Origin of the sequence: Patiriisocius sp. Uisw_017, from assembly GCF_047731265.1 — a bacterium.
Lineage (GTDB): Bacteria > Bacteroidota > Bacteroidia > Flavobacteriales > Flavobacteriaceae > Patiriisocius.
Window position 1 is genome coordinate 1,562,762 of record NZ_CP159835.1, and the last position, 12,537, is coordinate 1,575,298.

Sequence of the window (12,537 nt, forward strand, 5' to 3'; positions counted from 1 at the left end):
TTATAAATGGCATCAAACAAGAAATACTGGAAAAGTGTTGAGGAGCTGAATGAAAACAGCACTATTGTTGAGACGCTACAACAAAATGAATTTGTAACTGCAATACCTACAGATGAGTTTTTAGGCGATAAAGAAACACTCGATGCAACATCAACGACGCGTCGTGATTTTTTAAAGTACGTTGGTTTCACAACGGCTGCAGCATCGTTCGCGGCTTGTGAGGGTCCAGTGATTAAATCTATTCCTTATGTTGTTGCTCCAGACGAAATTGTTCCTGGTGTGCCAAATATGTATGCGTCCACAATTGCAGATGGTTTTGATTTTGCAAACATATTGGTAAAAACAAGAGAAGGCCGTCCTATTAAGATAGAGCGGAATGACTTGTCTACCTCAGGCGGGGTTAATGCTCGTGTACACGCTTCTGTATTATCATTATACGATAATCGCAGATTAAAAGCGCCACTTGTAGGAGGTGAAGAAGTTTCTTGGGCCGATTTTGATCTAGCGGCAGCAGGAAAAATGAATGAGATGAAGGGCAAAGATGTCGTGTTGTTGACACAGACTTTTGCAAGCCCATCTACTTCAAGATTAATTAAAGAATTCACGACGAAGTTTTCAAATGTTCGTCACGTTATATATGACACTGTTTCCTCTTCGGAAGCGTTAGACGCTTTTCAGAGTATTTATGGAACAAGAGCAATGGCTGATTACGACTTTAGCAAAGCTGAAGTAATAGTGTCAGTAGGAGCAGATTTTTTAGGAGATTGGCAAGGGGGAGGATTTGATGCAGGATATTCAAAGAGTCGTATTCCTAAGAATGGTAAAATGTCACGCCATGTTCAGTTCGAGGCCAATATGACATTATCTGGGGCAAATGCTGATAAGCGTGTACCAGTAACTCCAAGTCAACAATTACAGGTGATAAAAGCATTAACTGGCGGAAGTGCGTCTGGTCTTCCTGAAAGGGTAGTGGCAGCTGTAAATTCTGCAAAAGCTCAGTTATTAGCGGCAGGAAATAAAGCGGTTCTTATCACAGGATTACCAAGTGCTGAAGCCCAGGCGATGGCATTGAGAGCAAATGCAGAGAGTGTTGTTATGGATGCTGAAAGGCCAAGATTGACACGCCAAGGTAATAGCGCTGAGGTTGCAAGTGTAATGCAAGGTGTCCTTAATGGAACCGTTAAAGGAATGATTACAGTGGGAGTAGATCCTGTGTATTCATTTCCAAACAGCGCGAAATTTGCAGACGCATATAGTAAATTAGAAATGAAATTAGCTTTTGCGTCTAAAAAAGATGCGACTGCTGAATTAGCAGATATGGTTGCTGCAACACCCCATTACTTAGAGTCATGGGGAGATGCACAAATAAAGAAAGGCGCTTTTAGTTTAATGCAGCCTACGATTCGTCCGTTGTTCTCAACGAGACAATTTCAAGATACATTGTTGCAATGGACTGGTAATTCAAAAAATTATTACGACTATATAAAAGATACTTGGACAGACGTTTTAGATGGGTCTTCTTGGAATAAAGTTTTACAAGCAGGGGTCTTATCCTCTAACGCACAGGTAGAAAGTGAAGCCAATTCAGTATCTGAAGAGTTTGTTTCAAAAACATCAAATGGTGCTTTGAGTACTTTACAAGATGGTGGTTTAGAATTGACACTCTACACAAAAACAGGTTTAGGTGATGGTCAGCAAGCAAACAATCCTTGGTTGCAGGAAATGCCAGATCCTATTACAAGAACTTCTTGGGATAATTATGTTACCGTTTCAAAAGCAGATGCAGAGGCAATGGGTCTTGAAAATGTGAACGTTGCAACTGGTGGTCTTAACGGAAGCCTCGTAAATGTTACAATGGGTGATGTGGTGATAGAAAATGTTCCTGTATTAATTCAGCCTGGTCAAGCTAAAGGATCTGTTGGATTAGCTTTGGGGTATGGTAAAACTGCTTCAATTCAAGAAGAAATGCAAACAGGTGTTAATGCCTATGCATTATATAAAGACTTTAGTGCTATTCAAAATGTTACTTTAGAGAAAGTAGAGGGAGAGCACGAATTTGCTTGTGTACAGTTACACAATACAATGATGGGTCGCGATATTATTCGCGAAACAAGTCTAGAGGTTTTTAATACAAAAACGGCACGTGATTGGAATCCAGTACCAATGGTTTCTAAAGATCATAAAGAAATTCCAGTAACATCTCCGGATGCAGATTTATGGACCTCTTTTGACCGTTCAATAGGACATCATTTTAATCTTTCGATAGATTTAAACGCGTGTACTGGATGTGGTGCTTGTGTTATTGCTTGTCACGCAGAAAACAACGTTCCTGTAGTAGGTAAGACTGAAATACGACGTAGCCGCGATATGCACTGGTTGCGTATAGATAGATATTATTCTTCTGATGAAACATTTATTGACGATAAAGACAAGAAAGAAGGTTTTTCAGGATTGTCTGGAGACAATGGATCGCTAGGAGGTTTTGGAGAGTTGGAAGATCCTAGTGTAAATCCACAAGTAGCATTTCAGCCAGTAATGTGTCAACATTGTAACCACGCACCTTGTGAGACTGTTTGCCCGGTTGCTGCAACAACACATAGTCGTCAAGGCCAAAATCATATGGCGTATAACCGTTGTGTGGGTACTAGATACTGTGCAAATAACTGTCCTTATAAAGTACGTCGTTTTAACTGGTTCTTGTATAATGAAAATGATGAGTTTGATTACCATATGAATAACGACGTAGGTCGTATGGTATTAAATCCTGATGTGAACGTTAGATCAAGAGGGGTAATGGAGAAGTGTTCTATGTGCATTCAGAAAACACAGTATTCAATACTTGAAGCAAAGAGAGATGGGCGTCCAGTAAAAGATTCAGAATTTCAAACAGCGTGTTCATCAGCTTGTGAGAGTGGAGCAATGGTATTTGGAGATATCAATGACCACGATAGTGAAGTATATAAAGAGAAGAAAGATGAGAGAATGTATCACTTATTAGCAGCCGTAGGTACAAAGCCTAATGTTTTCTATAAGACAAAAGTGAGAAACTCTAAAGAAGTATAATCAACTAAGAAATAGTATTAAATATGGCGTCGCATTACGAAGCACCTATTAGAAGACCCTTAGTTATAGGAGATAAAAACTACCACGATATTACTGTGGATGTTGCAGCTCCTGTTGAAGGAAAAGCCAACAAATCCTGGTGGATTGTGTTTACCATAGCCCTTGTGGCATTTGGTTGGGGACTAGGTTGTATTATTTACACTGTCTCTACCGGTATTGGAGTTTGGGGATTGAACAAGACCGTAGGTTGGGCTTGGGATATTACCAACTTTGTATGGTGGGTAGGTATTGGTCACGCAGGGACATTAATTTCTGCAGTATTATTACTGTTCCGTCAAAAATGGAGAATGGCCATTAACCGTTCTGCGGAGGCAATGACCATTTTTTCTGTAATACAAGCAGGATTGTTTCCTATAATACACATGGGTCGTCCTTGGTTGGCTTACTGGGTATTGCCTATTCCTAATCAGTTTGGTTCTTTGTGGGTAAACTTTAACTCCCCATTGCTTTGGGATGTATTTGCAATTTCGACATATCTTTCAGTTTCGTTGGTTTTTTGGTGGACAGGATTGTTGCCTGATTTTGCTATGATTCGCGATAGAGCAGTAACACCTTTCACAAAGAAGATTTACGGAATTCTATCTTTTGGATGGAGTGGTCGTGCAAAAGATTGGCAGCGTTTTGAAGAAGTTTCATTGGTTTTGGCAGGTTTAGCAACACCACTTGTTCTTTCAGTACACACAATCGTATCTTTTGATTTTGCTACTTCTGTAATACCTGGATGGCACACAACAATCTTCCCTCCATATTTTGTTGCGGGAGCAGTATTTTCTGGATTTGCAATGGTAAATACATTGCTAATTATAATGCGAAAAGTTTCAAATCTAGAAGATTATATCACAATACAGCACATTGAATTAATGAACATTGTAATTATGATTACAGGTTCTATTGTAGGTGTTGCATATATTACGGAGTTGTTTATTGCTTGGTACTCTGGGGTGGAGTACGAACAATACGCATTTTTGAATAGAGCAACAGGTCCTTACTGGTGGGCATATTGGGCAATGATGTCTTGTAACGTTATTTCTCCTCAATTTATGTGGTTTAAAAAATTACGTACGAGTATCATGTTTTCTTTCTTTATATCGATAGTAGTAAATATAGGGATGTGGTTTGAACGTTTTGTAATTATTGTAACATCATTGCATAGAGATTACCTTCCATCATCGTGGACGATGTTTTCTCCTACTTTTGTAGATATTGGAATTTTCATTGGAACCATTGGATTCTTTTTTGTATTATTTTTATTGTACGCTAGGACGTTCCCAGTAATTGCGCAAGCAGAGGTAAAGTCTATCTTAAAATCGAGTGGTTCGTTGTATAAGAAAATGAGAGCAGAACACGGTGATGGTGTAAACCATTACAGTACTGTAATAAGAACACCAATTACCAATACAACGGCAGATAAAGACAAGCTAGATGAAGCCGTTGAAAATGGATTTGATAAAGAAAAAATTATCGCATTATTGAACAAACTAGGTTCTTTTGACTCAGCAACACAAACAGAAGATGATCTTAAAAAGATTAGTGGGGTTGGTCCGGTAATGGAACAGAAATTACAGCAATTAGGAATCTTCACTTATGAACAAGTAAGTAGAATGACTAATGAAGATTACGATTTATTAGACGATATTATTGGCGAATTTCCAGGCAGAGCAAAACGCGATGATTGGGCTGGTCAAGCAACAAAACTTAAAAACAATTAGTATGGCTTCTAAAGTGATACATGCAATTTATACGGATGATGATATCCTGATGCAAGCTGTAAAGCAGGTACGTGGAGAGAAGTATCATATCGAAGAGGTTTACACGCCATTTCCGGTTCACGGCCTAGATAAGGTTATGGGACTCGAACCAACTAGAATTGCAATTTGCTCTTTTATGTACGGTCTGGTTGGATTAGGAGTGTCATTCGCAATGATGAATTTCATTATGATTGAAGACTGGCCTCAGGATATTGGAGGAAAACCAAGTTTTAGCTATCTGGAAAATATGCCTGCGTTTGTGCCAATTATGTTTGAATTGACGGTGTTTTTTGCCGCCCATTTAATGGTGATTACCTTTTACATGAGAAGTAAATTATGGCCATTTAAAAAAGCTGAAAATCCTGATGTAAGAACTACAGATGACCATTTCCTAATGGCGGTAGATGCGGGAAATCACGATATTGAAAAAGTTTCTAAATTCTTGTACGATACAGGTGCAACAGAATTGAGTATAGTAGAATCTGAAGACGATCATTAATATGAATAAAATACTGAAAATAAGTTTCGCGTTATTAGGGTTGATTACAGTAATTTCTTGTGCTGATAATACAAAGCCTAATTTTCAATATATGCCAAACATGTATGAACCAGTTGGCTATGAGACCTATGGAGAATACGAAGTCTTCCCTGGTGGTTTAGAAGCTATGTTGCCTGTTGAAGGTAGTATTCCAAGAGGATGGCAACCGTATGATTATCCAAATACGACAAAAGGGTTAAATGAAGCTAAAGCATCACTAAAGAGTCCTTTGGAAGTAACTGAAGAGAACCTTGCTGATGGAAAAGAGTTATATAATATTTATTGTTCTGTTTGTCACGGAGAGAAAGGAGATGGTAATGGAATTTTAATGCAACGAGAAAAGTTTTTAGGGATTCCGAGTTATGCTGATCCAGGAAGACTTATTACAGAGGGGGGTACCTATCACGTGCAAATGTATGGTCTTAATAGTATGGGATCTTATGCATCACAAACAAATGAAGAGGAGAGATGGCAAATTACTCAGCATGTTATGAACTTAAAAGCAACTCTTTTAGGAGAACCATTAAAGGAGCCTAAGATAGTCGTTGAAGAAAATGGGGCTTTTGAATTAGTAACAGGTTCAGATGAGAGTGCTGTTACTGTAGAGCTATAAGGAGATGCAATTGATCAAAATAATTAAGCAATAAGATAATGTCGAAAGATACGTACATATTACCCGGTAAATTAAAAATGTTCGCAATCATCTTTATGGTGGTTGGAGCACTAGGCATTGTTGCAGGATTCTTAACTGCACCAGCAAACACTGCTGAAGTTAAAGAAATGATGGCTCATAATGATGAAGGTAGCGCAAACGAGCATGATGCTGAAGAGCAACAAGCAACTGCAGCTCATGATACGGCGGAATTAGACTCCTACGGGACTAGTGGACATGAGGTAGATCACGAGCAAGAGCACTTAGAACATACATTGCACCAATTACAAAATAGACCCTGGTCCGCATTGTATATAGCGTGTTTCTTCTTCTTCATGATTGCGTTAGGTGTTTTAGCATTTTATGCGGTAAATGTTTCGGCACAAGCAGGTTGGTCGCCAGTGTTGTTTAGGGTTATGGAGGCTATTACAGCGTATTTAGTGCCTGGTGGAATTTTAATGTTTGTGTTATTAGGATTGTCGGGATTTCATATAAATCATTTATTTGTTTGGGCAGATCCGGAAGTAGTAGCGCATGATAAACTTCTTCAAGGTAAAGCAGGATGGTTGAATAGCTATTGGTTTCTAATAAGAGCAGCAATATTTATGGGTGGATGGATACTATATCGTACCTACGCAGTTAAGTTTTCTCGAGCGAGTGATAAGGTAGACGATAATAGATACTTTAAAAAGACCTTTAGAATTTCGGCGGGATTTTTAGTATTTTTTTTATACACTGAATCAATGATGACTTGGGACTGGTTAATGAGTTTTGATCCGCACTGGTTCTCTACTTTATATGGATGGTATGTTTTAGCAGGAATGATGGTTTGTGGAATCACAACAATTGCTATGGTGACTATTTTCTTGAAATCACAAGGTTATTTAGAATTTGTTAACGACAGTCATATTCATGATTTAGCTAAGTTTATGTTCGGATTTAGTATTTTCTGGACTTACTTATGGTTCTCCCAGTTCATGCTAATTTGGTATGCTAACATTCCGGAAGAGGTAACCTATTTTATCACTAGGATTGAAGATTTTAAATTACCATTCTTTGGAATGTTAGCAATGAACTTCTTGTTTCCAGTGTTGCTATTAATGAATAGCGATTTTAAGAGAGTAAATTGGTTTGTAGTCCTAACGGGAATTGTTGTACTTGTGGGACATTACGTGGATGTTTTTGTCCTTGTAATGCCCGCAACAGTTGGAACAAGTTGGTTTATAGGATTACCAGAAATAAGCTCATTAATGTTTTTCTTTGGATTATTTGTGTTCATAGTGTTTACTGCGTTGACAAAAGCTCCATTATTGATGAAAAACAACCCATTTATCAAAGAGAGTAAGAACTTTCATTATTAATTAATTATTACAAGAGAGAACGATGACCGCATTTTTAGTTGTATTAGTAATCATTCTTTTCGGAATTACCGTGCTTCAATTGGGTAAGATATTCAACATGTCTAAATCGACTGAACAGCTAGGTAATTCCTCAGAAGTTGCTTCAGAAAAAGACAATAATATCAATGGATGGTTGATGTTAGGGTTCGTGTTTTTTACATATATATTGTTAATTATTTGTTTTTACAAATGGTGGGATGTATTATTGCCTAAAGCTGCTTCCGAACACGGTGCTGGAATAGACAGTTTGATGTGGATTTCTATGTCATTAATTTTTGTTGTAGGATTCTTTACATTATGGCTGCTAAGTTACTTTTCGTTTAAATACAGAGGAAATACGGCGAAACGGGCATTGTTTTTTGCAGACAACGATAAACTAGAATTTATATGGACAATAATTCCAGTAATTGTTTTAGCAGGCTTGATTATTTATGGCCTTTTTACTTGGACCGATATTATGAATGTGGATAGTGAAGATGATCCTATGGTTGTAGAGCTGTATGCATATCAGTTTGATTGGAGGGCACGTTATAGCGGAGCTGATAATACCCTTGGAGAAGCTAATGTAAGACTTATTGAAGGAATAAATCAATTAGGAGTTGATACCTCAGATCCTAATGCACAAGATGATATTGTTGTGAATGAACTTCATTTGCCATTAGGAAGAAAAATTCTGTTCAAAATGCGTTCTCAGGACGTATTGCACTCGGCATATATGCCGCATTTTAGAGCACAAATGAACGTTGTTCCTGGTATGATTACCCAGTTTTCATTTACACCGTCCATTACTACAGAAGACATGCGATTGGATGAGGAAGTAGTAGCGAAAGTTAGAAAAATTAATAGTCTTAGAAGGGATAAAAGTAAAGATTTGGCCATCAAAGGAGAAGAAGCATTAGAGCCTTACGAGTTTGATTACCTATTGTTATGCAATAAAATTTGTGGTACTAACCACTATAATATGCAAATGAAAATTGTTGTTCAATCACAAGAGGATTATGATGCTTGGTTGGCTGAACAGCCGAACATTGCAACAACATTAAAGAAATAAAAAAAAAGCTATAAAGATATGTCATCACTCGCAAAAAACGCTCTAGTAGATCATCATGATGATCACGAGCATCATCATAAAGAAACATTCGTTACTAAGTATGTCTTTAGTACAGATCACAAAATGATTTCTAAACAATACCTTATAACAGGATTGTTTATGGGAATTATAGGAATTGCGATGTCTATTCTTATGAGAATTCAATTAGCTTGGCCAGAAGAACCGTTCCAGATTTTTGAATTACTTCTAGGGAAGTGGGCAGAAGGCGGTGTTATGGACCCTAGTGTTTATTTAGCATTAGTTACGATACACGGTACGATCATGGTGTTTTTTGTGCTGACTGCTGGATTGAGTGGAACATTTAGTAATTTATTGATTCCATTGCAGATTGGTGCTAGAGATATGGCCTCGGGTTTCCTAAATATGGTTTCTTACTGGTTATTCTTCTTATCAAGCTTTATAATGATAATGTCCCTTTTTGTAGAGGCTGGGCCAGCGTCATCAGGATGGACAATTTATCCCCCTTTAAGTGCACTCCCTCAGGCAATACCAGGTTCTGGAGCAGGAATGACCTTATGGTTGGTTTCAATGGGAATCTTTATTGCGTCATCATTACTTGGAGCACTTAATTATATCGTAACGGTAATCAACTTGCGAACTAAAGGAATGAAGATGACGAGACTTCCTTTAACAATTTGGGCATTTTTTGTAACAGCAATTATTGGAGTCGTATCGTTCCCGGTTTTATTATCGGCAGTGTTAATGCTCGTGATGGATAGAAGTTTTGGAACTTCATTTTTCTTATCAGATATTTATATTGCGGGAGAAGTTCTTCACAACCAAGGAGGATCTCCGGTACTGTTTGAGCACCTATTTTGGTTCTTAGGTCATCCAGAAGTATACATTGTTATACTTCCTGCGATGGGAATCGTTTCTGAAGTATTGGCAACCAACGCACGAAAACCTGTCTTTGGATATAGAGCGATGGTGGCTTCTATATTAGCGATTGCATTTCTTTCAACGATTGTGTGGGGTCACCATATGTTTATATCGGGGATGAATCCATTTCTAGGTTCTGTATTTACCTTTACAACATTATTAATTGCAATTCCTTCAGCAGTAAAATCTTTTAATTGGATTACGACACTCTGGAAGGGTAATTTGCAAATGAACGCAGCAATGCTCTTTTCCATTGGATTTGTTTCTACTTTCATCACAGGAGGTTTAACCGGTATCATTTTAGGAGACAGTGCATTAGATATTAACGTTCACGACACCTATTTTGTAGTCGCTCACTTCCACTTAGTAATGGGTATATCTGCATTGTATGGTTTGTTCGCTGGGGTATATCACTGGTTCCCGAAGATGTTTGAAGGTAAAATGCTGAACAAAAACTTAGGGTATGTACATTTTTGGATTACGGTCGTAGGATCTTATGGCGTTTTCTTCCCAATGCACTTTATAGGGATGGCAGGGTTGCCACGTAGATACTACACCAATACGGCGTTCCCATACTTTGATGATTTAGCAGACATCAATGTGGTAATTACGATATTTGCTATTATAACAGCCGGGGCACAACTTGTATTTTTGTACAACTTTATTCATTCTATGTTCTACGGAAAGCAAGGACCACAAAATCCTTGGAAATCGAATACGTTAGAATGGACCGCTGAAGTTAAGCATATCCACGGTAACTGGGATGGTCCAATTCCTGAAGTACACCGTTGGTCTTATGATTACAGTAAATTGAATGAGGATGGAACAGATTATGTTATTCCTGGTCAAGATTATACACCGCAACATATTCCAATTCAAGGGAACGAAGAAGAAATGAATCATTAAAATACCCACTCACATGGGTATCATAAAGAATACAATTGAAATAAAGCCCTCCACAATTAGGAAAGGGCTTTATTTTTTTGGTATATATCTTAATTTCTAAAATATACCCAGTATTGGGTATGTTGTATAGACTATTTCCTTCTTATTTTTACAATGTATTAATTATGAATTTTGAGGAGAATTCAGGTTATTAGATTAAAACGCCCTTAATTAAGGGCGTTTTTTGTTGAATTTCTGTTTTGAATGCAAAGTGCACCTACCGGTATGTACTAAACTTTCAAATCATTTTGTTTTCTACTAACTAAAAAGCGTACAGTGTCAGCCTTGTATAAGTTGTTCAGGGCTTTGGAAGGTTTATACGATTATATAAATTCTTAATTTTATTAGAGCCATGGTTATGCAGGTGTTTCTTTAGAGAAAATGATTGGGATTAAGGTTACTAATTATTATGAATTAAAAATGAGACTTAAATAATCGTTGATTGTCCCAAATGGATATTAGTAAAATTAATATTCGAATCATTTGGGTTGCTTATAAAATCATCAACAAAGTCACCAATATTAGTAGTTGTTATTGTCGTGTTCTCTGGATTTAAATCTTGGGTTGTAATGTTTAATTCAAGAGAACGCTCGACTCCTTCGCGTACTAATTGAGCTTCGTCAAATAGTTCAAAATGTTCTAAGAGCATTGCTGCGCTCAAAATAGAAGCTATTGGGTTTGCTATGCCTTTTCCTGTAGCTTGGGGATAAGAGCCATGAATTGGCTCGAACAAAGCATACCGGTCTCCAAATGAAGCAGAAGCGAGTAATCCAATAGAACCTCCTATTACACTTGCTTCGTCACTAATTACATCGCCAAATAGGTTTTCGGTTAATATGACATCAAACTGTTTTGGGTTTAAGATTATTTGCATTGCTGCATTATCTACAAACAAAAAGTCCAAGGTTACATCAGGATATTGAGTAGCTAATTCTGTGACTACCCTTCGCCATAAACGAGAAGTTTCTAGAACGTTTGCTTTATCAACTAAGGTTATTTTTTTATTTCTACTTTGTGCTGCTTTAAAGGCCAAATGTGCAATACGCTCAATTTCAAAACGGGAATATTCGCATAGGTCTGAAGCCGTGTTACCATCTTCACTTAAATGTTTTTTACCAAAATAAATGCCGCCAGTAAGCTCGCGATATATGCTAATATCTGTGCCTTCAATAATATGTTTTTTAAGTGGTGATTTGTCTAGTAGTGTATCGTAAGCCTTTACAGGTCGGACATTTGCAAATAGGTTTAATTCTTGGCGTAATTTTAATAAACCTTGTTCAGGTCTTATCTTTGCACTAGGGTCGTTGTCGTATTTTGGATGCCCAATAGCGCCAAATAAGATAGCGTCGCTAGATTTGCACAATTTTAATGTTTCATCTGGCAGTGGGTTGTTTTCGTTGTCAATAGCTACTGCGCCAACGGCAGCTTCTTTGAAAAAAAAGGTGTGATCAAATTCTAAAGCAATGGCTTTTAATACCTTTATGGCTTGAGAAGTAACTTCTGGGCCTATACCATCTCCTGGTAATACTGCTATATTTAATATCATAGTTTAATATGTTTTTTGAGCTTCAAAAGCTGCTATTTCTTCTTTTTTACTTAGTAAATAGTCAATATCATCATACCCCTGTATCATACAGGTTCTTTTGTAAGCATCAATCTGGAAGGACTGCTTATAAGATGAACCTTCCATTGCTATTGTTTGGTTTTCTAAATCAACGACTAGTTGTGTTTCAGGTTTATTGGTGATTTCAGATAATAAGATCTTTAAAAAACCTGCAGGAACTTGTACAGGTAACAGCGCATTATTTAATGCGTTTCCTTTAAAAATATCTGCGAAAAAGCTTGAAACAATTACTTTAAAACCAAAATCACTTAGGGCCCAGGCTGCATGTTCTCTACTAGAGCCACAACCAAAATTATTGCCAGCAACTAAAATGCTGCCAGCATATTTTGAGTTGTTTAAGCTAAAGTCTTCGGTTTTTGTATTGTCATCGTTAAAACGCCAGTCCCTAAAAACGTTTTCACCAAAGCCTTTTTTATCTGTCGCTTTTAAAAAACGTGCGGGTATAATTTGATCTGTATCTACATTTTCTATGTCTAGTGGAATTGCCCTAGAATTTAATGTTGTAAATTTTTCCATG

At 37.4% G+C, this 12,537-nt stretch carries 9 protein-coding genes; 7 read left to right on the forward strand and 2 right to left on the reverse strand.

Translation table 11 applies throughout. The annotated features are described in order from the left end of the window. Nucleotides 1-6 precede the first annotated feature (6 nt). The 7 genes from ABXT67_RS07025 to ABXT67_RS07055 all read left to right on the forward strand — a co-directional run bounded on the left by ABXT67_RS07025 (nucleotide 7) and on the right by ABXT67_RS07055 (nucleotide 10,357). Nucleotides 7-3,063 (forward strand): TAT-variant-translocated molybdopterin oxidoreductase, encoded by a 3,057-nt coding sequence (locus tag ABXT67_RS07025; protein WP_415376559.1) that lies wholly within the window; start codon nucleotides 7-9, stop codon nucleotides 3,061-3,063. A 23-nt stretch (nucleotides 3,064-3,086) separates the two neighbouring features. Further along, entirely contained in the window at nucleotides 3,087-4,832 is a 1,746-nt protein-coding gene (gene nrfD, locus ABXT67_RS07030) for an NrfD/PsrC family molybdoenzyme membrane anchor subunit (RefSeq protein ID WP_415376560.1), read from the forward strand. A 1-nt stretch (nucleotide 4,833) separates the two neighbouring features. Then, complete coding sequence (locus tag ABXT67_RS07035) at nucleotides 4,834-5,370, forward strand: DUF3341 domain-containing protein (RefSeq protein WP_415376561.1); 537 nt, start codon at nucleotides 4,834-4,836, stop codon at nucleotides 5,368-5,370. Between the two features lies 1 nt (nucleotide 5,371). Continuing rightward, on the forward strand, nucleotides 5,372-6,022 hold the full coding sequence (locus ABXT67_RS07040; protein ID WP_415376562.1) for a c-type cytochrome: 651 nt from the start codon (nucleotides 5,372-5,374) through the stop codon (nucleotides 6,020-6,022). A gap of 77 nt (nucleotides 6,023-6,099) precedes the next feature. Then, entirely contained in the window at nucleotides 6,100-7,422 is a 1,323-nt protein-coding gene (locus ABXT67_RS07045) for a quinol:cytochrome C oxidoreductase (protein WP_415376563.1), read from the forward strand. A 22-nt stretch (nucleotides 7,423-7,444) separates the two neighbouring features. After that, nucleotides 7,445-8,512, forward strand: a complete 1,068-nt coding sequence (locus ABXT67_RS07050) for a cytochrome c oxidase subunit II (protein WP_415376564.1) — start codon at nucleotides 7,445-7,447, stop codon at nucleotides 8,510-8,512. An 18-nt stretch (nucleotides 8,513-8,530) separates the two neighbouring features. Then, the gene (locus ABXT67_RS07055; protein WP_415376565.1) at nucleotides 8,531-10,357 is read left to right on the forward strand and encodes a cytochrome c oxidase subunit I; all 1,827 of its coding nucleotides are present in this window, start codon (nucleotides 8,531-8,533) and stop codon (nucleotides 10,355-10,357) included. A 466-nt stretch (nucleotides 10,358-10,823) separates the two neighbouring features. On the opposite strand, the gene leuB is transcribed toward ABXT67_RS07055, so the two are convergent. Then, nucleotides 10,824-11,942 (reverse strand): 3-isopropylmalate dehydrogenase, encoded by a 1,119-nt coding sequence (gene leuB / locus ABXT67_RS07060; RefSeq protein WP_415376566.1) that lies wholly within the window; start codon nucleotides 11,940-11,942, stop codon nucleotides 10,824-10,826. A gap of 3 nt (nucleotides 11,943-11,945) precedes the next feature. Further along, nucleotides 11,946-12,536, reverse strand: a complete 591-nt coding sequence (gene leuD, locus ABXT67_RS07065) for a 3-isopropylmalate dehydratase small subunit (protein ID WP_415376567.1) — start codon at nucleotides 12,534-12,536, stop codon at nucleotides 11,946-11,948. Between the last annotated feature and the right edge of the window lies 1 nt (nucleotide 12,537).

Excerpts from the sequence above, each read along its gene's own strand:
- ABXT67_RS07025 (WP_415376559.1), top strand. The coding sequence starts at position 7 with ATGGCATCAAACAAGAAATACTGGAAAAGTGTTGAGGAGCTGAATGAA.
- nrfD (WP_415376560.1), top strand. The coding sequence starts at position 3,087 with ATGGCGTCGCATTACGAAGCACCTATTAGAAGACCCTTAGTTATAGGA.
- ABXT67_RS07035 (WP_415376561.1), top strand. The coding sequence starts at position 4,834 with ATGGCTTCTAAAGTGATACATGCAATTTATACGGATGATGATATCCTG.
- ABXT67_RS07040 (WP_415376562.1), top strand. The coding sequence starts at position 5,372 with ATGAATAAAATACTGAAAATAAGTTTCGCGTTATTAGGGTTGATTACA.
- ABXT67_RS07045 (WP_415376563.1), top strand. The coding sequence starts at position 6,100 with ATGTTCGCAATCATCTTTATGGTGGTTGGAGCACTAGGCATTGTTGCA.
- ABXT67_RS07050 (WP_415376564.1), top strand. The coding sequence starts at position 7,445 with ATGACCGCATTTTTAGTTGTATTAGTAATCATTCTTTTCGGAATTACC.
- ABXT67_RS07055 (WP_415376565.1), top strand. The coding sequence starts at position 8,531 with ATGTCATCACTCGCAAAAAACGCTCTAGTAGATCATCATGATGATCAC.
- leuB (WP_415376566.1), bottom strand. The coding sequence starts at position 11,942 with ATGATATTAAATATAGCAGTATTACCAGGAGATGGTATAGGCCCAGAA.
- leuD (WP_415376567.1), bottom strand. The coding sequence starts at position 12,536 with ATGGAAAAATTTACAACATTAAATTCTAGGGCAATTCCACTAGACATA.